The sequence below is a fragment of the Kibdelosporangium phytohabitans genome, assembly GCF_001302585.1.
In the GTDB taxonomy this organism is placed as follows: Bacteria; Actinomycetota; Actinomycetes; order Mycobacteriales; family Pseudonocardiaceae; genus Kibdelosporangium; species Kibdelosporangium phytohabitans.
Window position 1 is genome coordinate 2,187,291 of record NZ_CP012752.1, and the last position, 20,649, is coordinate 2,207,939.

23 protein-coding genes and 1 pseudogene are annotated in these 20,649 nt (G+C 66.3%); 13 read left to right on the forward strand and 11 right to left on the reverse strand.

The window, feature by feature from the left end; translation table 11 throughout:
- Positions 1-5: 5 nt before the first annotated feature.
- Positions 6-911, forward strand: coding sequence for a metallophosphoesterase (locus AOZ06_RS10015; protein ID WP_335338379.1), 906 nt, complete (start codon positions 6-8; stop codon positions 909-911).
- On the opposite strand, the gene AOZ06_RS10020 is transcribed toward AOZ06_RS10015, so the two are convergent.
- Entirely contained in the window at positions 897-2,720 is a 1,824-nt protein-coding gene (locus tag AOZ06_RS10020) for a sensor histidine kinase (protein ID WP_054289181.1), read from the reverse strand. The two genes, AOZ06_RS10015 and AOZ06_RS10020, sit on opposite strands and share 15 nt — an antisense overlap.
- A gap of 197 nt (positions 2,721-2,917) precedes the next feature.
- Between AOZ06_RS10020 and AOZ06_RS10025 the strand changes: the two genes are divergently transcribed.
- Together AOZ06_RS10025 and AOZ06_RS10030 are read left to right on the forward strand one after the other, a co-directional pair.
- Positions 2,918-3,733 (forward strand): SCO4651 family lipoprotein, encoded by an 816-nt coding sequence (locus tag AOZ06_RS10025; RefSeq protein ID WP_157232948.1) that lies wholly within the window; start codon positions 2,918-2,920, stop codon positions 3,731-3,733.
- A gap of 182 nt (positions 3,734-3,915) precedes the next feature.
- The gene (locus tag AOZ06_RS10030) at positions 3,916-5,067 is read left to right on the forward strand and encodes a DUF222 domain-containing protein (protein WP_054289183.1); all 1,152 of its coding nucleotides are present in this window, start codon (positions 3,916-3,918) and stop codon (positions 5,065-5,067) included.
- Here AOZ06_RS10030 and AOZ06_RS10035 read toward each other — a convergent pair.
- Positions 5,064-5,720 carry a response regulator gene (locus AOZ06_RS10035; protein WP_054289184.1) on the reverse strand — a complete coding sequence of 219 codons (657 nt, stop codon included), beginning with the start codon at positions 5,718-5,720 and terminating at the stop codon, positions 5,064-5,066. The two genes, AOZ06_RS10030 and AOZ06_RS10035, sit on opposite strands and share 4 nt — an antisense overlap.
- A gap of 196 nt (positions 5,721-5,916) precedes the next feature.
- Entirely contained in the window at positions 5,917-6,459 is a 543-nt protein-coding gene (locus AOZ06_RS57670; RefSeq protein ID WP_054289185.1) for a class I SAM-dependent methyltransferase, read from the reverse strand.
- A gap of 120 nt (positions 6,460-6,579) precedes the next feature.
- Between AOZ06_RS57670 and AOZ06_RS57675 the strand changes: the two genes are divergently transcribed.
- Positions 6,580-6,834, forward strand: a complete 255-nt coding sequence (locus AOZ06_RS57675; RefSeq protein ID WP_054289186.1) for a hypothetical protein — start codon at positions 6,580-6,582, stop codon at positions 6,832-6,834.
- 50 nt (positions 6,835-6,884) lie between these two features.
- On the opposite strand, the gene AOZ06_RS56095 is transcribed toward AOZ06_RS57675, so the two are convergent.
- The 4 genes from AOZ06_RS56095 to AOZ06_RS10065 all read right to left on the reverse strand — a co-directional run bounded on the left by AOZ06_RS56095 (position 6,885) and on the right by AOZ06_RS10065 (position 8,865).
- Positions 6,885-7,067 carry a hypothetical protein gene (locus AOZ06_RS56095; RefSeq protein ID WP_157232949.1) on the reverse strand — a complete coding sequence of 61 codons (183 nt, stop codon included), beginning with the start codon at positions 7,065-7,067 and terminating at the stop codon, positions 6,885-6,887.
- 72 nt (positions 7,068-7,139) lie between these two features.
- Entirely contained in the window at positions 7,140-7,625 is a 486-nt protein-coding gene (locus tag AOZ06_RS10055) for an ester cyclase (protein ID WP_054289188.1), read from the reverse strand.
- Between the two features lie 102 nt (positions 7,626-7,727).
- Entirely contained in the window at positions 7,728-8,084 is a 357-nt protein-coding gene (locus tag AOZ06_RS10060) for a DUF4406 domain-containing protein (protein WP_225954857.1), read from the reverse strand.
- 10 nt (positions 8,085-8,094) lie between these two features.
- Positions 8,095-8,865, reverse strand: a complete 771-nt coding sequence (locus AOZ06_RS10065; protein ID WP_054289189.1) for a DeoR/GlpR family DNA-binding transcription regulator — start codon at positions 8,863-8,865, stop codon at positions 8,095-8,097.
- 189 nt (positions 8,866-9,054) lie between these two features.
- Here AOZ06_RS10065 and AOZ06_RS10070 point away from each other — a divergent pair, with 189 nt between their 5' ends.
- The 5 genes from AOZ06_RS10070 to AOZ06_RS10090 all read left to right on the forward strand — a co-directional run bounded on the left by AOZ06_RS10070 (position 9,055) and on the right by AOZ06_RS10090 (position 13,402).
- Positions 9,055-10,227: a sensor histidine kinase gene (locus AOZ06_RS10070; protein WP_157232950.1), complete on the forward strand. Its 1,173-nt coding sequence runs from the start codon at positions 9,055-9,057 to the stop codon at positions 10,225-10,227.
- Positions 10,214-11,353 (forward strand): hypothetical protein, encoded by a 1,140-nt coding sequence (locus tag AOZ06_RS10075; RefSeq protein ID WP_054289191.1) that lies wholly within the window; start codon positions 10,214-10,216, stop codon positions 11,351-11,353. Before AOZ06_RS10070 ends, AOZ06_RS10075 begins: the two co-directional genes overlap by 14 nt.
- Entirely contained in the window at positions 11,350-11,991 is a 642-nt protein-coding gene (locus tag AOZ06_RS10080; RefSeq protein WP_054296542.1) for a response regulator transcription factor, read from the forward strand. Before AOZ06_RS10075 ends, AOZ06_RS10080 begins: the two co-directional genes overlap by 4 nt.
- Before the next feature lie 101 nt (positions 11,992-12,092).
- Positions 12,093-12,755, forward strand: a complete 663-nt coding sequence (locus AOZ06_RS10085) for a LuxR C-terminal-related transcriptional regulator (RefSeq protein WP_054289192.1) — start codon at positions 12,093-12,095, stop codon at positions 12,753-12,755.
- A complete protein-coding gene (locus AOZ06_RS10090; protein WP_054289193.1) occupies positions 12,752-13,402 on the forward strand; it encodes a sensor histidine kinase in 651 nt (216 codons plus the stop codon). The genes AOZ06_RS10085 and AOZ06_RS10090 overlap by 4 nt, the downstream gene beginning before the upstream one ends.
- A 12-nt stretch (positions 13,403-13,414) precedes the next feature.
- On the opposite strand, the gene AOZ06_RS10095 is transcribed toward AOZ06_RS10090, so the two are convergent.
- On the reverse strand, positions 13,415-13,981 hold the full coding sequence (locus tag AOZ06_RS10095; RefSeq protein ID WP_054289194.1) for an HdeD family acid-resistance protein: 567 nt from the start codon (positions 13,979-13,981) through the stop codon (positions 13,415-13,417).
- A gap of 166 nt (positions 13,982-14,147) precedes the next feature.
- On the opposite strand from AOZ06_RS10095, the gene AOZ06_RS10100 reads away from it, so the two are divergent.
- From AOZ06_RS10100 to AOZ06_RS10110, 3 genes are all read left to right on the forward strand, one after another.
- Positions 14,148-14,546: a nuclear transport factor 2 family protein gene (locus AOZ06_RS10100; RefSeq protein ID WP_054289195.1), complete on the forward strand. Its 399-nt coding sequence runs from the start codon at positions 14,148-14,150 to the stop codon at positions 14,544-14,546.
- A gap of 58 nt (positions 14,547-14,604) precedes the next feature.
- Positions 14,605-15,507 carry a hypothetical protein gene (locus AOZ06_RS10105; RefSeq protein WP_054289196.1) on the forward strand — a complete coding sequence of 301 codons (903 nt, stop codon included), beginning with the start codon at positions 14,605-14,607 and terminating at the stop codon, positions 15,505-15,507.
- 86 nt (positions 15,508-15,593) lie between these two features.
- Positions 15,594-17,321 carry a proprotein convertase P-domain-containing protein gene (locus AOZ06_RS10110; RefSeq protein WP_083471605.1) on the forward strand — a complete coding sequence of 576 codons (1,728 nt, stop codon included), beginning with the start codon at positions 15,594-15,596 and terminating at the stop codon, positions 17,319-17,321.
- Between the two features lie 75 nt (positions 17,322-17,396).
- Here the strand turns inward: AOZ06_RS10110 and AOZ06_RS10115 are convergent, their stop codons facing one another.
- Both AOZ06_RS10115 and AOZ06_RS10120 read right to left on the reverse strand, forming a co-directional pair.
- Positions 17,397-17,801, reverse strand: coding sequence for a DUF5313 family protein (locus tag AOZ06_RS10115; RefSeq protein WP_054289198.1), 405 nt, complete (start codon positions 17,799-17,801; stop codon positions 17,397-17,399).
- A 241-nt stretch (positions 17,802-18,042) separates the two neighbouring features.
- Positions 18,043-18,597 (reverse strand): annotated as a pseudogene (locus AOZ06_RS10120) (mycothiol transferase).
- Between the two features lie 312 nt (positions 18,598-18,909).
- On the opposite strand from AOZ06_RS10120, the gene AOZ06_RS10125 reads away from it, so the two are divergent.
- On the forward strand, positions 18,910-20,178 hold the full coding sequence (locus AOZ06_RS10125) for an MFS transporter (RefSeq protein WP_157232951.1): 1,269 nt from the start codon (positions 18,910-18,912) through the stop codon (positions 20,176-20,178).
- On the opposite strand, the gene moaC is transcribed toward AOZ06_RS10125, so the two are convergent.
- Positions 20,166-20,648, reverse strand: a complete 483-nt coding sequence (moaC, locus tag AOZ06_RS56100) for a cyclic pyranopterin monophosphate synthase MoaC (protein ID WP_054289199.1) — start codon at positions 20,646-20,648, stop codon at positions 20,166-20,168. The genes AOZ06_RS10125 and moaC overlap by 13 nt on opposite strands.
- Position 20,649: the final 1 nt, after the last annotated feature.

Consider the following 20,649-nt stretch of genomic DNA (forward strand, 5'->3'; position numbering starts at 1 on the left):
ACCACGTGGCTTTTACAGGCGACCAGGTCGTTCTGTGCCCGAATGTGAAGTGGCCGTGCGATAACGAGGCAAAGTGGACTCTTGGTGATGATCAGAATCGGGTATTTTGTAAGTCCAATGCTCTGCGTGGTCGGAGCGAAGCTGCACTGGCGAATGGGGGCGGAATGATCGTTCTGGCACACGTGAGCGACATACACATCGACAGCGAAGAGCGCAGCGTCGCACGGGCCACGCAGGTGTTCGACTATCTCAACGGGCTCCCCGGCCCCCTCGACGCGATCCTGGTCACCGGCGACCTCGCTGACCACGGTCTGGCCGAGGAGTACGAGAAAGTCGCCAAGCTGTTCTCCAACTCGCCCACACTGCTGCACTGTCCGGGCAACCACGACTCACGTGGGCCGTATCGCGAGGTACTCCTGGGCGAGGCAACCGCCGAGACGCCGATCAACCAGGTCCATCGTGTCAGCGGTGCTGTGTTCGCCATGTGCGACTCGAGTATTCCGGGTCGCCCGGACGGCTACCTCGCTGATGAAACCCTCACGTGGCTGGAGTCGGTGCTGGTCGATGCCGGAGATGCTCCGGTGTTCGTGTGCTTCCATCATCCGCCGGTGGCGCTGCACGCGCACTTCATCGACAGCATCAGGCAAACCGGTGAGGATCGGCTGGCCGCGCTGATCTCTCGATACCCCAACGTGGTCGGGATTCTCTGCGGGCACGCGCACACTGGCGCGGCGACCACGTTCGCGGGACTGCCTTTGCTGGTCGCGCCGGGTGTCGTGTCGACAGTGATGCTGCCATGTGAGACCGAAGAAATCGCCGATCTCGATCTGCCTCCGTCGATCGCCTTTCATGTCCTGGACGACGACCGGCGGCTGACGACGCACTATCGCGTGGTCTCACCACGGCTTTAGGGGGAGGACGGCTTCGACGCTGCCGCCGTCAGGTCCAGGACGTGCCTCGCAACGTCCTCCGACTTCGGCAGCACGCTCGGACATCGACGCCATGCCGACACCTGGAGACCACCCGTCGGGACCTGGTTTGCCGTCGTCGTGGACCTGGATGTGCAGTTCGTCGCCGACAGTGATCTGTACGCAGACCTTCGTGGCGCCGGAGTGTTTGGCCGCATTGTTCAAGGCCTCCGCGGTGATCCGGTACGCCGCGACCTCGACCGCGGCCGGGAGTTCAAGCATGTCTGCTGGTGCGTCCACGCTGACCGTCAACGGATGTCCGCCTTCCTGATAGGACAGACGCTCGGCTTCTCGGTGCAAAGCGCCGATGAGGCCGAGTTCGTCCAAGGCAGGTGGGCGAAGGCCCTCGACAAGGCGGCGGATCTCGACGATCGCGTCGCCGATGTCACCACGCAGGCGCACCAGAAGGTCCACTGCGGTATCCGGATCCGAGCGCGCCAGATTCCTGGCCGCGTCGGTCGCGTAGGCGACTCCGCTCAACGTCGGGCCCAGGCCGTCATGCAAGTCACGACGCAGACGCCGACGCTCCTCCTCGCGGGCCGCGACGATGCGCTCCCTCGACAGTTGCAGCTCCTCAGACAACATCGTGGCCCGCAGTGCCACGCCCAGGGGGATCGCCAAGACCGCGAGGACGTGCATGTCCTGACTGCCGAGCCGGTTCTGTCCGGGGCGCACACCGATCACCAGGTCGCCGCTCGCAGCGCCGGACGCGGCCAACGGGACGACCTCGAGGACACCGGCTGCCGATCCGGACGCGGCGACTTCCCGGCCTTGCAGCCGGAACGCGACGTACGGCAGTTGCAACGCGTCACGGACCGCGGTGAGCAGGTCATCCAGCGAATCCATCTCGGTGTCGAGCCGAGCGCTCAGGTGGCTCAGCGCCCGGAACGGATCGCGTCGATGCCCGTACAGCGCATGGTCGATGACGGGCTGGAGCCTGATCCTCACCTGGTTGAACAGCAGCGCCACACCGGCTGCGACGAGCGCGGCGACACCCAGATGAGCCTCGACATCCAGCGCCTGGCCCAGCAGGACGACCAGACCGGCGTAAATCGCGATCACGCCGATCGCCATCAGTAAGTACAGCAAACTGCGGGACACCAGCAGCCGGATGTCCAGCAGGCGATACCGCAGTATGGCGATCGCCATCGCGACCGGGATCAACGCGGGCGTCATGAGCAGCAGTCCCGGGCCCAGTCGAAGAAGCCATGGCAAGGACGCCAGTGCGTTGCCGGTCAGTGCCAGCACCAACCACAGCAACTGACGGCGCACCACCTCGTCGCCACGCAGGTAGCGCAACACGAGTGGGGCCGCCACAGCGGCTGTCAGTCCGGTCCACACAATCCGGGCCGCTGGCAAGCCCAGGACGACGAACGGCGTGGCCACAGCAAGCGCCCACGCCAGTACCGCCCACCATGGGCCGGGTAGTCGCCCAGTTGGGTACAGCAGGAGCGCCAGTGGCAACGCCAACGCCGCTGACAGCACCCACGCTTGCCGGCCAATTGCGTAGTCCAGCGGCAGTGAGACAGCGGTGACAGTATTGGCCAGGGCGGCTGCCAGGAACAACCACCCGATCGGGTTCTTCGGCCGCTGTGCGACCAGCAGGGCGCCGCTCACTGCGCACGCGATGCCCATGGCTGTGTTCTCGACGACCGGCTGCCAGCTCACTCCGCCCGTGATCGCCAGCACAACAGCCACGGTCGTGCCCACGGCGGAGACCGCGAGCGTTCCCCAGGCGAGGCCAGCGGCCATGCGGTGAGCAGAGTGCGGCACCACGTAATGGTCCTTCGTGCTGGCTGATTTGTCCTGGGATCGAGGTCCCGATCTCGTCCGGACAGTTTCCCGTCCTTTCCCGGGCGAGAGCCCTGCCGCTTGGGGGTCTGGGCGAACCAGAGTTGTCGGTGCCGGGAAACCGAACCGGCGCCGAGGGCACGGAGGGACCAAGCACTATGCGTACTCGAGTCGGCGTGAGCTCAGCGGTCGCGCTGTCTGTGCTCGCTGTGGCGGGCTGTGAGAGGTCCGCCGTGTCCGGCAGCCCTCAGCCGCAATCCGGTGCAACGGTCACGCAGCAGGAAGCGCCTAAGCCCGACAGCCCTTCCAACGCCGACCCCAAGTCCCTGATCGCCTCGGCGGCCAAGACCACGCGGAGCGAGCTCAGCTGCAAGTTCGAGTCGAAGATGGAACTCGCGGGTGAGGCTGGGCCCGGCGTGGTCGGCTGGACCAGCACGGGGGAGATCGACTTCAAGAACAATCGGTCCAAAATCGACTCTGTGATGGACATGGGTGGCAAGAAGACCACGATGATCATCCTCAACGACGGCAACACCGTCTACATGAAGACTTCCATCGAGGGTGCTCCAGCGGCGAAGTGGTCGAAGGTCGACCTGAAGCAGTTGCCGTCGTCGCTGGGCGAGTTGGGCTCGGTCGGTGGGCAAAGCGCTGGAAGCGACCCGATGGTGTTCATCGACAAGGTCAAGGAAATCGCGGATGTCACCCCGGACGGCTCGGAGACCATTCGCGGCGTCCCGACGACCAGGTACAAGGTGACACTCGACCCGGCGAAGCTCCCAGCGGACCAGAAGGATGACACGGAGATCTCGTCAGGCGCGATCAAGTTGTTCCTCGACAGCAAGGGAAGGCTCGCCCGCATCCAGATATCGATGTCCGCCGATGACGCGGGCGGGTCGATGAACTGGGACTTCTTCGAATATGGCGCACCGGTCAAGGTCGAGGTCCCACCGGCGGACCAGATCGAAGGAAACTGACACCAGGCCGCCGATTGCCGTCCCCCCAGCCGGTGATCGGTCAAGGAATCACCCCGCCCGCGTCCTTGGGCGGGGTGATTTCTGTGCCCTGAGTAGGAAAGCTCCGTACCGATGGACCATCGTTACGAACTGGACGGACGAATCACCACAAATTGTCAGACCCCACGTCTACGGTCAACGACATGACTCAAACAACACCCGAAGCCGAGATCATCACAGCGATCCAAGCGGCAGAGAAGCGGCAAAACTTCTGGCAGGCCATGCAGATCCGTGACCTCGCCAAGCTCGCTGAGTGCCGCCCGCCGGACAGGCCCGGCATCCAACTCGCTGACGGCACGCCCGAAGAGCTCGCCGCACCTATGAACATGTCGATAAGGGTTGCCACAAAACGAATACTCGAGGCCGAGCACATCGTCCGCCGACTACCTGCCACGCTCCAGGCGTTGCAGGACGGCGTCATCGACACGGCCCGCTTGCGGGCGACCTATCAGATCACGAAGGACTTGTCCGACGACGACGCTTTGACAGTTGAGAAGGCTGTGCTTTCGCACGGGGCGCACGCGAGCTATCAGGAGTATCGTCGCGCTCTGCGTCGTCAGGCAATGAAGGTCGACCCGGAAGCGGCTGAGCGGAAACGGAAACAGAGACTGGAACAGCGGGACGTCGTCACCCGCAAGAGTGAAGACGGTTCGGCCAAGCTGGTCGCGACGATGCTTGCCGGTGAGGCCGAGTCGGCGTACAACGTACTGAATCACCTTGCCCACAAGGCGAAGACTCCTGACGACACAAGGACTCTCGCCCAGCGAAGGGCGGACGCGCTGATCGATCTCGTACTGGGCAATGACAGGCAGCGGGTACGGGCCACCATCAACGTCACTGTGCCGCTGAGCACTCTGATAGGCCTGAACGACGAGCCCGGCGAACTGACCGAGTACGGGCCGATCACCGCTGAACAGTGCCGCGAGCTCGCTCGTGATGGCGTACTCCGCAGGCTCGTCACTGATGACTTCGGCCACCTGCTGGACGTGAGCCCGAACAGGTACGCGTCTGAGGGGCTCGCGGAGCGGATCCGGATGCGTGACCGCACATGTCGGCAGCCGGGTTGTCGGGTTCCAGGCCGGAAGTGCCGTGTGCACACGTCGAAACGAGCCAGCCGACGTCGGCGGCACCGCGACCGCGACTACCGGTTGCTGTGCAAACGGCACCAGTTGATGTACCAACGAACGAAGGGTTGGATCGTCGCCCAACCCGAGCCTGACCGGTTGATCTTTGTTACGCCGACCGCGCAGGTGCGAGAAGCTGTGGCGGAACGGTATGAAGAACCCGCTGCCTAACGTCCTAGCCCTGCTTCTCGTGCTCGCACGATCGCGGCCGCCCGGTCCACGACTCGCAGCTTGGCGAAGATGGCTGAGATGTGATTGCTCACGGTCTTGGGTGCCAGGTGCAGCTGGCGAGCGATCACGGCGTTGCCCAGACCGGCGGCCACCAAATCGAGCACCTCTCGTTCTCGGACGGTCAGGTCCGGGAACGGTTCGGCTGTCCGCGGAGTCGCGAGGAGGTCGAGGACTCTGTGCGCGACGTTCTGACCGAAGATCGCCTCGCCGGCCGCCACCCCACGAACCGCACGGACGATGTCCTCCTGGCCCGCACCTTTGAGGATGTAGCCCCTTGCGCCCGCGCGCATCGCCGACACCACCGACTCGTCATCGTGGAACATGGTGAGTACCAGCACTGCCACCTCAGGGGCGGCCTGCAGGACCTCTCGGGTTGCCGCGATGCCGTTCAGACCAGGCATTTGGAGGTCTACCAGCAGAACATCCGGCCGGTGCTTCACTGTCTCGTCAACGGCTTCACGACCATTGGTCGCCTCCGCGACCACCGTGATCCCCTCGACGGAGGACAGCAACGCGCGCAGTCCACTGCGCACCACCGGATGGTCGTCCGCGAGGACCACTGTCAGCTCTTTCTCCGGTGGCAGCGATGTCATGACGCCTCCGTCGCTGTCGGCGGGACCGCGTTCCGCACCAGACGTGTGACAACGGATTGACACAGCCTCCATTCCGCCAGCATCTCGTGGGCCGACACCCAGACAACAGGGAGTACGCACCTAGATCGGTCGGGAAGTTTTCCCGGTCGTGAGCCGACACGTCCATGTTTGCGCCTAGCGGTTGCCGACACGCGTGTTACCCCTCCTCAGTCGATGGTTCGTCCTGCGCGGACTTGGCGGGAACGATCTTGCTGCCGGTGATCACCGTAATCGCCAGCGGTAAGGGGAGGTTCATGCCACTGACTCCACTGAGACGCGCGTCGGTGAGCCAGCACCGGTAGGTGTCAGGCTGGTGGACCGTCCCTGCGCGCGTCCGCAAGTACAGCGCCAGCTCTTGCATCGCTGAACCAGGGGCACCCGCGAGGGTGTCGATGATGGCGAGGACGCCGTCGGCAGCCAACGCCGCAGTCAGCCGCCTGATCAGTGCGGCTCCCTCGGCGTGACCGAGCATGCTACAGACGTGCGCCACGATGATCAGGTTGTAGGCATCTGGTTCCAGCTGGGCGGTGAACAGGTCACCGGGGAGGAAGTCGTACCGGTGAAGGAGACCGGCGCGTGACACCGCGCGCCGGATTGTGGGCAACGCGTCGGGAAGGTCGAGGACGGTGACGTGGCTTCGCGGATGCCGTTGGCAGTACGGAATCGTCCACGGTTCATTGCTGACAGAAATGTCCAGCACTCGGTTCGCGTCAGCCGGAAGTGCGGCGATGACCTGTTGGACAGCGTTGGTCCACGGTCCGTCCAGGACCGTTGCCGGACGCGGGTGGAGAGCACTGCCTGGCGGTGACGCATTTGTTCCGTGCACCGGGACGCCGGTTCGCACGGCGTCTGGAAGGTGATCCCACAAGGGGATCAGCGGGTGCAGGCCGGCGAGTCCTGTCAGGACTGGTCGGTACCGACCGTCTGGGAGTTTCTCGACGAAGCCTCCTTCGTCGAGTGCCGCGAGGATTACGCGGACTCCGCGTTCCGTGGCTCCACAGGTGCGGGCCAGCTCTGCCGGGCCTGCTGGCTCACGATCGATTCGGTCGAGCAGACCGAGCCGGACCGCGGTTGAGAAAGCGGCGACCTTGCCCGCCGCAGTGGTGAGGTTGAGGTACGGCGTACTCACGAGCCCGCCGCCGCGATGTCGCGCCTGCTGCCGAAGCTGACCTCCAGCCTGGTGGAGTTAGGCGTTACTGGTGCGCGCGTGGGAGCGATCGGGACCGCGGTTAGGGCAGCGCTTTGTTGGCAGGATGCCGATGAAACCAGCGCGGCTTCCGATGTGAGATCGTTCAGCGTGTCGATCATCGCCCACGTGTTCCTCATGGCCGAATCGTGGCTATTTCCCAGCAGGCGCGCTATCCGTGCCAGCACGTAATCTCAGCCGGCGTAGCGGGCCATGTGGCCGTATTTGGTTTGGTGACCCGGCCGGAGGTACATGGTCGCCGTCACGTCCGACCGGACTCCCAATTGCCCGAGCAACGCCAGGTCGTCCCTGATGTAGTGGTGGGTCGCCAAGCGCCCGTCCCTGCCTTCGTAGAAGTGGATCTGCTCCACGTCCACCTGGCGCCGCGTCGGCGCCACCCCGACGATCTCGCCGACGTGGACTCCGGTCAGCCGGACTCGCAACACCACCGTCGACCCTTCAGCGACCAGCCCGAGCACCTCCGACCTTGGCTCAGCCAGTGCCGCGCGTAGTTCCCGGATGGCCGTCTTGTACCCCTCGGGGCCGGGCGGCATGTCTCGTTCAGCGAAGTCCGGCGTCAGCAGGTCGTCGACGGTTGACAAGTCGCCGGTGTTGAAGGCGTGGTTGAGCGCGAGGACGAGGTTCTTGTACCGCGAGTTGGGCGCAGACCGATCGCTCATGGTGAAGATCCTGCTCCGCCTCGACCATTCGGGGTATCCGTGGCACTACGGAATCTGCTACGTAGAGACAATTCCGCCTGGCCAGCCGTTGCGTCCACCGCATCAGGCCGGCACGTCCTCGAGTCTGGTGAAGATCCGCTTGCCCTCGGCGCGCGCCTGCTCGACCATCTCGTCCGCGCCCGCGGACGGTCCGCCTATCCGCAGGACGGCGTCGCAGCGTGACAGCAGTTGCCGCGCGATGGGGTGGAAGATCTCGTCGAACGCCGGGTCTCCGACCTCTGTGGAACCGGCGAGTTGAATGAGCGGGAGGGCCAGCGCCTCGCCGGTGACTGGGAGGTGACCTGCGCGAAACAAGTTCAGGGCGGCCTCGTTCATCGCGTCGACGTGGGCTGCGAGTTTTACCGGGTCGTCGCCGGTTCCCGACCGGTACGGTCCGGCGACCAGGATCATCAGGGACATGGCGGCTCCTTCAGGCCATCACGACGTCGACACCGGCGTCGCGGATATCGGTCAGGGTTTCCATCGCTGCGCCGGGCCCTGGATCGTCGGTCACAAATGTGTCGACGTCGCCCAGGCCGGCCACCCGGGCGAAGGCGCGCACGCCGAGCTTGGTCGAATCGGCGACCACGACTGTCTTCGAGGCGCGGCATCGAGCGTGTTGCTTCACGGTCGCGTCCTCCATTGAGAACTCTGACCAGCCGAGGTCTCGGTGTACGGCGCCGATCGACATCACGAAGGTGTCGAACCACAGTTCTTCCAGCATCCGCAACGTCAAGTGGCCGACGAGGCTGCGTTCGCCCGGCCGTGACTCGCCGCCGATGACCAGCAGGCGGATGCCTGGCTTGTCTGCCAGGCGTTGTGCGGCCTGCAGGCTGAGGACGCCGACCGTCAGTGGTGCGCACGCGGCGAGGCTGCTGGCGAGTGCCGCCGTGGTCGTTCCGGCGTCCAGCAAAATGGTCTGGCCGGGCTCGATGAGCTCCACCGCGGCCGTGCCGATCCGTTGTTTGGTCGCAGCCTGCCACGGTTCGCGGGCGGCGAATCCGGCTTCCTCGGCGGGCGCGGCGAGTGAGACCGCGCCGCCGCGTACTCGCTGGACCAGACCTTGGGCCTGGAGTTCATCCAGGTCGCGGCGCACGGTCATCAGTGAGACGCCCAGCCGGTCGGCCAGTTCGTTCAATGAGATCCGTTCCGCGCCGCGTACCAGGCGCAGTGTGAGGTCGAGTCGGTCGGCGACAGCCATGACTTTTTCTACCACAGGTTTGGTAGGAGTGGTAGATTCGTGTTACCTGCTTGCGATGTACGGTTGGCCTGGTCGAGCGCGAATTCCGGGATCGCGAGGTTGCCTGATGTTGTCGCCGTTGCCGGAGTCGCGGTGACTTACTCACCACTAGGATGGGCGAGTGAGAGTGGCGCAGAGGGGCGACCAGCCGTGCACGCACGGCCTGCCGCCCGGACGGGCCCGCCGACCATGACCGCCGGTCCCGCGGAGCGGGAACTCAACCGCCTCGGCCGCTTCTACGCCGTGGTCATCCGCGCTGTCGTGGTCGCGCTCTGCAGCCTCGTCTCGTGGACTACCACCGACCAGCGCGACATGCTGCTGTCCGCATTGGTCATCGTCGTTTTCAATGTGTGGAACGTGTTCTTCGCCGTCCGGATGCTTCGGCGGCGGGACACCTGGCTGCTCGTCGCCGATCTTGTGATCGTCAGCGGTGTGTGCCTTGCTCAGGTGTGGACGATCGCGCCGGAGATGCAGGCCGACCGCGTGAACTGGGTACTCGTCGCCACGTCGATCATCGTGGTCGCCTACCAGTTCCACTCTTCTCTCCTGTTCGGCGCCGTGGCCACCGCCGTGATCCTTGCCGCCTACCTCACCGGCGGTGTCCTGGCGGACCTGCAGGACTGGGCGTTCGTGATCCCCATCGGTTCGTGGATGGCCGTCGAGGCGTTCCTCGGTCGCGGCCTCTACCTCCTGGTACGCCGCGGTGGGCGAGCTGCCGACCGGGAGTTCGAACGCGGCGAGCAAGTCCGGCGTGAAGCGGCGGTCGCGGCGGCCCGTCGCGCGGATGAACGCGAATACCTGGCTGCCCTTCACGACACGGCGTCCGCCACCTTGCTCATGGTCGGCGCCGGCGTCGCGAACCGGCCGGAGACATGGCTCGCTGAACAGGCCGCTCGTGACCTTGAGGTCATCCAGGGCCATACCGATCCCGTCGACGGTGAAGTCGACCTGGTCCCGATGCTGCGCCACGTGGTCGACCACGTCCCCCTGCGCATCGAGTGGCAGGTTCGAGACTCGGTGACGTTGCCCGCTGTAGTGGCCATCGCGCTGTGCCGGGGCGCGCGCGAGGCGTTGACGAACGTCGTCCGGCACGCGGGCGTGGACACAGCTGAGGTCTCCGTGCACGACCGCGACGGCATGGCGACCGTCCGGATCCGTGATCGGGGGAAGGGGTTCGACCCGGCCCGGACGACGAGCCGCGGGTACGGCCTGACAAGTTCCCTGGTCGAGCGCATGGCGCGCCTGGGCGGCCAGGCCATCGTCACGAGTACGCCAGGCGCGGGGACCGATGTCGTGTTGGAGTGGTCCGATGCGCGCGTCTGAAAGCACCGACGCCGACCGCGACGTACAGCCCGACATCCGGGGGCACGCCGACGACGTCGCCACCAAGTACATGCGGGGTATGCGGTGGAGCTCCGCCGGGATCAGTGTGGTCATCCTGTTCGGCCTCGAACTGCCGAAGCTCCTGGCCAACTGGGACACCTACCGGCCGGTCGAGATCCAGGTCGTGGCTCTGGTCGTGCTGGCGGCCGTTTCGGTGGCGTGTGCGTGCGACCGGGTAGTGCGGCTGCTGCGTTGGCCGTTGATCGCGGTCGTGCTGGCCACGTCGATCGCTGCGACGCTGACCGTCGACCCGGTCGATCGGCTGGGGACGCCGCACTGGTCGGACGAGATCGTTGGTTGGCCGTTGGTTCTTCTCGCGATGGGCCGGCCTGTCGCCCTGTTCGCGGGGCTGTTGGCCGCGCACTACGTGCCGGCGTTCCTCCTTGCGGTCTTCGACGGGCCGGTCGACGTGACGTTCGCGGGAGTGGTGAACACGACCGTGGTGACGTCTGCTTTCCAGGTCGCGGTCGTCCTGTTCGCGAACGCGTTGCGTCGGGTGGCGATATCCGTTGCCAGGATGTCGCGCGAGGAAGAACGGTCCCGGACTGCCGACGCCGTCGCGTCACAACTGCACGCCGATCGCAAGGACCGATACGCCGCGCTCGCCGAAACGACCGCGCCCGTGCTCGCCGGGCTGGCGTCCGGCACGCTCAACCCTGGTGACGAAACCGTGCGCCGGACCTGCGCGATCGAGGCCGCGCGGATGCGGAGGCTCTTCGGCGAGACCACCGTGGGCCCTGATCCGTTGGTGGACGAGCTGATGGCCTGTGTCGGTCTGGCTGAGCGAAACGGCGCGTCGGTGCGGTTCTCCGAGCGGGGCGAGCGGCCACCGGTGCCTGTCGTGATGCGCCGGTTGCTCACCGAGCCCGCGGTCGCGGTTCTGGCCACGGCTCGTGGCAACGTCCGGCTCACCGTCGTCGGTGCCGGTGAGCAGGTCACCGTCAGCGTGGTGGCGGACTCCGTGCCGTACGACGTCCCGGTCGTGGACAACGACGAGATCACCACCTCCACCGTGACGACTGGGGACCGGATGTGGGTGCAGGCGACCTGGAGGGGCCGCGGATGACGAGCATCGTGGTGGTGGACGACCATCCCGCTGTGATCGCTGGGGTCAAGGCGTGGTGTCAGGCCGCGGACCCGCCGATCGAGGTGCTGGATTCAGGCCCGGGCGTGTCCGTGGCGTGGTTGAATCCAGGGGACCGGGCGGACGTGGTCGTCCTCGACCTGCAGCTCGACATCACCGGCCCGGCCTACGGCGATCTCAAGCGGCTGGTCGACGCGGGGCGCCAGGTCGTCGTGTACACCATGCGCGAGGACAGGGAAACCGCTCTGACCTGCTTGGACATCGGGGCGTTCACGTACCTCACCAAGGCTGAGGGCGAGGACCACCTCGTCGCCGCGATTCACGCCGCGGCCAGCAACACCCCGTACACGCCGCCGGCCCTGTCGGGCGCGCTGGGCACTGACACGCGCGCCAACCGGCCGAATCTCACCCAGCGCCAGATCGACGTCCTGCTCGAGTGGTTCCACTGCGAGTCAAAGGAGATGGTGGCGCAAAAACTGAACCTCACGGTCAGCACCGTCAACGGGTACCTCGACCGGGTCCGGGTGAAATACGCCAACGTGGGCCGGGAGGCGCCGACCAAGGCGGCGTTGGTCGCCCGGGCCATCCAGGACGGGATCGTTCGGGTCGACGAGCTGTAGCCGCCTGGCTCCTCGGGCGCGCCATGAGGGGCGATTGACTCTCAGCACCGTCCTCCTGTGCTGTTTAGCCTGCTGACCAGCGACCCGAGGGAGGAGATCCAATGGCCACCGCCACGAGGATCCCGGTCGGTGTGATCGAGGACCATCCGCTGTACCGCGCCGCTGTCGCCCAGTTGCTGGCTGACGCTCCGGATGTCGAGCTGGACGCGGTCGCCGGGTCGGTCGCCCAGTTCGCCGCGCACCGGCAACACCCGGGCGGAGTGGTGGTCCTTGATTTGCGCCTGCCTGGTACCCAGGGCTCCTCGGCCGTGGTGGAGGTCGTCGGAATGGGCCATCGCGTGCTTGTCCTCTCGGCGTACTCGGGGCGCGCCGAGGTGCTTGGCGCGATGGCCGCCGGCGCGAGTGGGTATCTGTCCAAGGACTCCGATGGCGTCGAGATCCTGCACGCCGTCCGGCTGATCGCGGGTGGCAACAGCTACGTGAGCCCGATGCTGGCCGCGCACGTACTGGACGCGCTGCCGGGCCGGGACAGCGGCTTGGTGATCGAGCTGTCCGCGCGGGAACGGCAGGTGCTGTCGTTGGTTGCCGCCGGGGAACGTGATCAGGACATCGCGGAGGCGCTGGACATCAGCATTCGCACCGTCCGGTCCTACCTCGACCGGATCAGGGACAAGACGGGCCAGCGGCGGCGTCCGGAACTGACCCGGTACGCCATCGAGAAGGGTGTCGCGTACGTGCCGGTCGCGCCGACTGTGCCGGTGTGACCCAGGTGGAGGTTCTCATCGCGGTGCTGGCGGTTGCCGCCGTGGGTGTCGCTGCATTCTTCGTCGGCGTCCGGCGTGGGCGGACGGCTGAGCGGGCCGAATTGAACCGGCAGATCCACGACACGGTGCTGCAGGCGTTGGAAGCCATGGCGATGCGCACGCCGTCCGACACTGTCGACGCTCCCGCGAAGCTCGCGGAGTTCCGCAACCTTGCTCGCGCGCAGGCGATCGCGTTGCGCCGTGGCTTCGAGGAGTTCCCAGCTCGTGGCCGTCTCACCGAGGACCTGGCCGCGGTGGCGACCGACCTCGCGCGGGACGGGTTGCGTGCGCAGCTGGTGATGGCCGAAATAGACGACCAGCTCCCGGAGGCGCGGCGCAAAGCGGTCCGGGACGCGACCAGGGAAGCCCTGCGCAACACGTTGAAACACGCCCAGGCGACGCAAGCGACGGTGCGGATGGAGGAGCGGGACGGCGGGATCGTGGTGACCACCCGGGATCACGGCGTGGGCTTCGACATGACCGAGCAGCCGCGCGGGTTCGGCATCAACGAGTCGATCGTCGCGCGGCTCACTCAGGTTGGCGGGTACGCCGACATCGTGTCCAAGCCTGGGGGCGGTACCCGAGTCACGTTGTGGGTGCCGAGGTAGCAGTGGGTGGCGCTACTGGTGCGCCAGCTTGCGCAGCCGCAGGCCGAGCGCGATCAGGACGACGCCGTAGATCAGCGCGAACACGCCGATGAACGCCGCGATCGCCGCCACGCCGAGCGCTGGCCACAGCAGCACCAGGATGCCGAAGATCGCCGACAGCAGGCCCGCCAGCCCGAGCAGCAGTTCGCCTTCGATCTGCTTGCGGAGCCGGATCGCGGCCGCGATCTCGGCGATGCCGGTCACCAGTGCCCACGCGCCGACGAGGATCGCCAGCGCCGCCACTGTGATGCCTGGCCAGACGATCGCGATGACGCCGGCGGCGACACCGAGGATCCCGCCGAAGATCCGCATTCCCCGATTCGACCTGTCCGGGTTGCGGAACGCGTCCATCAGCAGGCCGATGCCATCGACCAGCGCGTAGACGCCGAAGACGACGGCAAGCGCCAGGGCTGTCAGGCCAGGCCAGATGAGGGCGAGCAGTCCGAACAGCACGGACAGCACGCCGCGCAGCACCACCAGGCCCCAGGCCTTGGGCAGGTCGATCACGATGGTTTGGGGGTTTACATCGTGGCTGGTCATGGCTGCCTCCTTGGTCCGCTCGCGGCACATTCTCACCCCGCGTGACCGGTTGTGCACAGCGACGGCATTGTGAAGTGATCTTTAAAAGGACCTTGCGCGAGCAATCGGAGTCATGGTTCCGTATAACTGTAACGGAGTGAAGGTTCCGATTGTTAAGGGGTGGACCATGGCGCTGAACCCACGTGAGGTCGTGGAGCGGCTGATCGGCGGTATCTCGACCGAGAGCTGGGACCAGTTGTCGCAGCTGTACGCGGAGGACGCGGTGGTCGAGCATCCGTACGCGGTGGACGGACGTCGGCGTACCGAGGGGCGTGAGGTGCTGCACAGCCGGTTCACTGGCGCACGGGAGCGGCTGTTCAAGGTGACCGCTCACAATCTTGTCGTCTGGCAGACCGACGATCCGGAAGTGGTGGTCGCCGAGTACGACTACCACGTCGACGTGCCCAAGACCGGCGAGCGCTTCGAGACGGCCAACATCCTGGTCGTCCGTGTGCGTGATGGCCTGATCGTGCATTCGCGCGACTTCCACGACCACCACGCGATCGCCAAGGCGGTCGCCGCCTAGTGAAGTAGCGCTTAACAGTTAATCTCGGCGCCGGTCGGAATCCGCATATCGTGAAGGCGTGCTCAGTGCCGAGCGGGATGGGGACTTCGCAGAGGCGTTGCGAGCCGCGATCGCGGCCCGCGGGTTGCCGCTTGACCGGATCCGGGAGCGTCTGCTGCGTCGCGGCCATTCCCTCACGGCCGCGACGCTGAGCTACTGGCAGTCCGGCCGCAGCAGGCCGGAACGTCGTGAGTCGCTGGCGGCCCTGGCGCACCTGGAGGACATCCTCGAGGTGGCCACTGGTTCGTTGACCGGTTTGCTGGGGCCGCCGCGACCGCGTGGGCGGTGGACCGTGCGGCACGACAACCGGCCGCAGATGCAGGCGTTCTGGCCGGAGCCCGATCCGGTGGCCGCCGCGCTCGACCAGGTCGACATCCGCTGGGACGAACGGCTGACCAGGATCAGCCAGCACGACCAGGTCTTCGTCGGCGCGCACCGCGGCGAGATCGCGTTCCGCTCCCAGCAGGTGCTGCGTGCCGAAACCGACGGTCCGGACCGGTGGGTGGTGATCGTCCATCTCGACGAGCACGACCGTTCCCTTCCCGTTGTCCGGCCACGCCGTGGCTGCAGGCTCGGCCGGGTGGTCGAGAATCCCCGGGCTGGTCTGCTGGTCGCCGAGTTGCTGTTCGACCGGACGCTGTACCGCGGCGACACGATCATCACCGAACACGAGCTGATCAACCGCAGGCCGTATCCCGAGGCCACCAACTACGAGCGCAAGTTCCGGCTGCCGGTCCGCCAGTTCGTCCTCGAGGTCAACTTCGACCTGGCCGCCGTCCCGGTCGAATGCGTGCGCGTCAGACGCATGGACGACGGCACCGAAGACGTCGCACCGGCCAGGATCGACACGGCCGGTCGCGTGCACGACGTGGTGCTGAATTTCGGTCCCGGCTGTGCGGGCTTTCAGTGGACATGGGCTTAATTGTTAACGCCCTCTGGGTGTGGCAGTTCCTCGTGTTCTCCATTTAGCGTCGGCATTCCCTGCGTTTCCGATGAAGGAGAGCACGCATGAGAATGCGCGGCAGAGTCCTTTCTGTTTTGTGCGCCGCGGCCGCCACCGCGGCTGTCTTCAGTCCCACTTCCTCGGCTGGCCAGCCGGATGCGCCACCCCCTGCCCAGCAGGAGGCCGCCGCCCGTGACGCGGTGGCGCGTCTGGCGGTGCCCAACGCCGGCTACTGGTTCGATCCCGGCATCGGCAAGCTGGTGGTCGCTGTGGTGGACCAGGCCTCCGCTGCCCAGGTCAGGGCAGGTGGCGCGGAAGCTGTCGTCGTCGCGAGGGGCCAGGCTGAGCTCGACCGGCTGCTGGCCGACTTCGGGGGCCTCCGGCCGCAGGACGCCACCGGTGTCTACGGCTGGGGGATAGATCCCCAGGTCAACGGCCTGGTCATCCGGATGAGCCACGCCAACGACCAGTTCGTTGCCCAGGCCCGGCGGATCGATCCGAACCTGCGTGTCGTCAACGCGGCCAGTGCGCCGCGCCAGCAATCCGGTGACGTCCGGCCCGGCAGTCCGTGGTGGCCGGGAAGCGAGACCTACTGCTCGATCGGGTTCCCGGCGACCGATTCGGCTGGCGGGAAACACTTCGTCACCGCCGGGCACTGCACCAACGACGTCAGCCAGCCCGCGTACGGGGAAATCAGCCAGCGCAACCGGATCGGCACGTCGAATTCAGGTGGCGGGCGAAGTGTGAACGCCCGAGAAGGTGACATGGGCGTGGTCGCCGTGACCGAATCGGGCTGGAATCTTTCAGCCGCGGTGAACACGTGGGACAAACCGCCGGTCACCGTCACCGGCTCGACCGAACCGGTCCAGGGCATGTCGGTCTGCCATTCCGGGAATACCTCGAAATGGCAGTGCGGCCGGGTCACCGCGATCAACCAGACCATCAACTACGGCAGCGTAGTCGTGGAAGGGCTCACCACGACGACCGCCTGTTCGCTCGGTGGGGATTCCGGCGGCGCCTGGTTGGCCGGCGACAAGGCTGTCGGGTTGCACTCCGGCGGGCAGTCGTCGTGCTCGCCGGGCGGTGCGGACGACCAGTCGATCTTCCAGCCGGTGAACGAACCGCTGCGGAAATGGGGCCTCACGCTTGTCGTCGGTAGCGGCGGCGATTCTGAAGCGCCAACGGTGCCGGGCAGCCTGCGTTCGACGGGCGGCACGTCAGACAGTGTTTCCCTGGCGTGGGACGCCTCGACGGACAACGTGGGCGTCGCGGGCTACGACGTGTACAACGGCAGTGCGTTCGCCGTGGCGTCGGCGAGTCCATCGGCGACTGTCACCGGGTTGGCGGCTGATACGAGCTACACGTTCACCGTGCGGGCGCGGGACGCTGCGGGCAACCAGTCGGCGGCGAGTGCGGCTGTGACTGTGCGGACGCAATCTGGGGGCGGTGGTGGCCGGACGTTCAGCAATGACACGGACTACCAGATCCGGGACTTCACTGTGGCGAGCAGCAGGCTCACCTCGAACGCCACCAATGCCGCGGCCAACCCCGCGACGGTCAAGGTGACCGCGACGCACACGTGCTACGAGGACCTGACCATCACCTTGGTCGCGCCGAGCGGCCGTTGGTACACGCTCGCACGTGGCGGTGGTTTCCAGTGCACGGCGTTCGGTGGGCCACGGACCTACCAAGTTCCGTTGAACGAGCGGGCATCCGGGACGTGGACGCTGCGCGTCGCCGACAACGGTCCGGGTGATGTCGGTGTGCTCGACAGTTGGTCGGTCACTCTTTAGCTGATCTTCAAAGGGCCTTGGGAGTGCGCCTTCACAGCGCCTCACAAGGCCCTTTCTGCTGGTGGCGGCGGCAGATCAGGAGGTGGCGTCGCCGTTGCGCCAGGTGGCGTTGTAGCGCTCGCGTTCCGCTTCCTTCAGGGCTTTCCGCACCTGTGAGGCGTACTGGTCCGGGTAACCGTGGCGGGTCACGCGGCTGTCCACGCTGTGCGTGCAGAAAATCAGCGAGTAGTACAGGCCCGCGTACACGCCCAGGCCCAGGCCGATCAGCACGATCATCAGGTCGAACTGCAGCCATACCCGCAGCACCAGGAACAGCACCGCCAGGATCGGCACGATCACCACGAGACGGCGGAGCACGTGCCTGATCAGCCAAGTCGGGACGGTGGCGTCGTGCAGTACCCACTCGCGGTACCGGTCCGGCAGTTTGCCGCCCACCGCGTACCAGAGCCACTGTGCTGGATTCGGCCTCTTCACGCTCATGGGGTACCACTCCTGTCCGGATGCACACGCCCGCCGACGTCAAGTGTGCGCTGTCCCCGCTTCTCGTTCGCAGCCACCATGCGGGCGAGTGACGAGGGCGACTCCGCTATGGGTGGCAGGCGCGCCAGGAACGCCACCGCCGTCGAGCTGGGCGTTTGCGTCATCGGGTGTGGTGACGAGGCCGTACACGATGTGCCTGAAATCGTCCGTCGCTCAGGACGAAACGGCGTCGCCCCGATGATCACGTCCGCATTATTGGCTGCGCTCGCCGTCGGCGAACTCGCGCAGGGACGTCCAGGTGGCCGACGTGCCGCGCGGTCTCCTGGATGGCGTGCGTCCATATCCAGCGAACCGTGCTGTCCTGATCACGGAACTTCAGTATCGCTTTGTCGGTAGGACGCATTCCGGCAAGCGCCGCTTCAGATCACGCCCATTCGGCTTCATATGCCGCGATCACCGCTGCCGGAGTCGCGTCCGGCGGGATCTTGAAATCCGTGTCCGGTTCGTTATCGTCCCGCCACGGCGTCGGCAGGTCCGCGCCGCCGCCCACTTTCGAGATCCACCAGCGTTCCACCGCCGTCAAGTGCTGGATCACGCCGAGGATGCTCATGTTCGGCGACGTCGGCCACGGTGTGGCGACGGCCGTGGACCGGTCCAATCCGGCGGCCTTGTTCACCGCGGTGAGCCGCGGGAAAGTCAGGAACTCGGAGAGTAGTCGCAGTTCGTCGCCGGTGTCCTCTTCCGGCCAGGAACGTTCTCGCACTTCAACGGTTTCTTTCGAACTGGTGTTCGTCATCGGGATAGTCCGCCACACGCCCAAAAGGGCGATTGACCGTCTCGCGAACAACAGCGACTCTTTTTGTAGGACGGTCGTCGCCGGTGCGGTTCGCGAGGAGCCCGCCGTGTGCGCCCAGAGGGAGGCTCGTATGAAGAGTCTGGGTTGTGGAGCGTCGATCCCGTCATTGCATGACCATCCCGAAATAGCTCAATCGCCCGCGTAGCGCGGATCCTCCTCTTTTTTTGAAATTCGCAGGCCACGGGCCGTCAGCCCTGCTCCATAGACGGCCCGCGGTCGCGCACACCCCAACGTCGAAAGGGGGATGCGATGATGCGGACGGCACCCGTGGGTACCGCGGTCGTCTTCATGCTCGCGTTGAACCTCCGACCAGCCGTGACCAGCCTCGGAGCCGCGTTGGAAGACGTGTCGGCAGCCCCGGGGATGACCGCGGCGGTCGGTGCGATCCTGGTGGCACTGCCGTTGTGGGCAAGTGGAATCGGTGGCTGGGGGACGCCTTGGTTGCGTGCGCGCGCCGGCATTTACCGCGCGGTCACGTGTGCGCTGATCGTTCTCGGCATCTCGTTGATCATCAGGGTCCAGGGTGGTCCGGAGCTGTTGCTGGCCGGGACGTTGCTCGCCTGCCTCGCGATCGCGGTGATCGGCACGGTCCTGCCGGTTCTCGTGCAGCCCGCCTCGTCGTCGACAAGGGCCAGTTACACGCTCGCGCTGGGAACCGGCAGCACGATAGGCGCGTTGGCCACGCCTGTGCTGGTCGCCGCGTTCTCGTGGCAGTTCGCGTTGGCGTGCTGGGCGTTGCTCGCGGCGGTCACGGTGCATGTGTGGCAGAGCGCGCCGAGGTCGAGCATGGTTTTCGCGCACAGCGCGCTCAGCCCGCGCAAGCTGTTCCACTCCAAGGTCGCGTGGCACCTGACTGTCTATTTCGGACTTGTGTCCACTTTGACCTTCGTCGTGATGGGCTGGTTGCCGGTGATCCTGCGGGACGCCGGGGTGCCCGCGGGAATGGCGGGTTTCTGTCTCGCGCTGTCCATGGCGATGGGACTGCCGATGATGTGGCTGGTGCCGTTCTGCGTGCACAAGTGGCGCAGGCAATGGGCCTTGGTGTCCTTGCTCGTCGCCGTCAACGGCGTTGGGCTTGTCGGACTGCTTGTCGCGCCCGCGTTCCTGCCGTGGGTGTGGTCGATCGGGCTCGGCATCGGGATGGGCGGTCTGGCGATGGCGCTCACGACCATCGCTGTCCGTGCGGCCGGGAATGCCGACGTGACGACGGCGTTGTCCGGGATGGTGCAGGGTCTCGGCTACATCATCGCCGGCGTCGGCGCGTTGGCGTGCGGTCTGGTGCACAGCATCACCAACGGCTGGACGGCGCCGCTGGTGATGGCTCTCGTCGTCCTTTGCGGACAGTTCTACTGCGGTGTGCGTGCGGCGAGGCCTGTCGTGGTCGCGCCGCGTCCGGTGCCGGTGCCGGTGCCTGACACGATGATCACCAGCGTGCCGCCGCTGGAGCCGACGATTCCGTTGCCGCGCCTGCCGCAGGTGCTGTCCCAGTCGAAGTCCGAACGGGTCGGTCAGGAGGGCTGACGCCGGTAGTCGCCGCTGCGGCCACCGGATTTCGCCTCGAGCCGGATGTCGCCGACGACCATGTCCTTGTCGGCCGCCTTGCACATGTCGTAGACGGTCAAGGCGGCCACGCTCACCGCGGTGAGTGCTTCCATTTCCACGCCTGTCTTCCCGGTGACAGACGCGGTCGCGGTGATGCCCAGAACGCCCGGGCCGGCCGGTTCGAGTTCCACCGTGACGCTGTCGAGCCCGAGCGGGTGGCACAGCGGGATCAGCTCACCGGTCTTCTTGGCCGCCATGATCCCGGCGATCCGCGCCGCCGCGAGGACGTCACCCTTGGCGATCTCGCCCGCGGTGATCAGCTCGAGGGTCTCCGGTTTCATGGACACGGTGCCGGACGCGACCGCGACCCGGTGCGTCACGGCCTTCCCGCCGACGTCGACCATGCGTGCCCGGCCTGCCGAGTCGAGATGGGTCAGGCTTTCCGGCATT

What these genes read in the sequence shown, in the direction of transcription:
- AOZ06_RS10020 (WP_054289181.1), bottom strand. Translation starts at nt 2,720, where the DNA reads ATGGCCGCTGGCCTCGCCTGGGGAACGCTCGCGGTCTCCGCCGTGGGC.
- AOZ06_RS10025 (WP_157232948.1), top strand. Translation starts at nt 2,918, where the DNA reads ATGCGTACTCGAGTCGGCGTGAGCTCAGCGGTCGCGCTGTCTGTGCTC.
- AOZ06_RS10030 (WP_054289183.1), top strand. Translation starts at nt 3,916, where the DNA reads ATGACTCAAACAACACCCGAAGCCGAGATCATCACAGCGATCCAAGCG.
- AOZ06_RS10035 (WP_054289184.1), bottom strand. Translation starts at nt 5,720, where the DNA reads ATGACATCGCTGCCACCGGAGAAAGAGCTGACAGTGGTCCTCGCGGAC.
- AOZ06_RS56095 (WP_157232949.1), bottom strand. Translation starts at nt 7,067, where the DNA reads ATGATCGACACGCTGAACGATCTCACATCGGAAGCCGCGCTGGTTTCA.
- AOZ06_RS10055 (WP_054289188.1), bottom strand. Translation starts at nt 7,625, where the DNA reads ATGAGCGATCGGTCTGCGCCCAACTCGCGGTACAAGAACCTCGTCCTC.
- AOZ06_RS10060 (WP_225954857.1), bottom strand. Translation starts at nt 8,084, where the DNA reads ATGTCCCTGATGATCCTGGTCGCCGGACCGTACCGGTCGGGAACCGGC.
- AOZ06_RS10065 (WP_054289189.1), bottom strand. Translation starts at nt 8,865, where the DNA reads ATGGCTGTCGCCGACCGACTCGACCTCACACTGCGCCTGGTACGCGGC.
- AOZ06_RS10075 (WP_054289191.1), top strand. Translation starts at nt 10,214, where the DNA reads ATGCGCGCGTCTGAAAGCACCGACGCCGACCGCGACGTACAGCCCGAC.
- AOZ06_RS10080 (WP_054296542.1), top strand. Translation starts at nt 11,350, where the DNA reads ATGACGAGCATCGTGGTGGTGGACGACCATCCCGCTGTGATCGCTGGG.
- AOZ06_RS10085 (WP_054289192.1), top strand. Translation starts at nt 12,093, where the DNA reads ATGGCCACCGCCACGAGGATCCCGGTCGGTGTGATCGAGGACCATCCG.
- AOZ06_RS10095 (WP_054289194.1), bottom strand. Translation starts at nt 13,981, where the DNA reads ATGACCAGCCACGATGTAAACCCCCAAACCATCGTGATCGACCTGCCC.
- AOZ06_RS10100 (WP_054289195.1), top strand. Translation starts at nt 14,148, where the DNA reads ATGGCGCTGAACCCACGTGAGGTCGTGGAGCGGCTGATCGGCGGTATC.
- AOZ06_RS10110 (WP_083471605.1), top strand. Translation starts at nt 15,594, where the DNA reads ATGAGAATGCGCGGCAGAGTCCTTTCTGTTTTGTGCGCCGCGGCCGCC.
- AOZ06_RS10115 (WP_054289198.1), bottom strand. Translation starts at nt 17,801, where the DNA reads ATGAGCGTGAAGAGGCCGAATCCAGCACAGTGGCTCTGGTACGCGGTG.
- AOZ06_RS10125 (WP_157232951.1), top strand. Translation starts at nt 18,910, where the DNA reads ATGCGGACGGCACCCGTGGGTACCGCGGTCGTCTTCATGCTCGCGTTG.
- moaC (WP_054289199.1), bottom strand. Translation starts at nt 20,648, where the DNA reads ATGCCGGAAAGCCTGACCCATCTCGACTCGGCAGGCCGGGCACGCATG.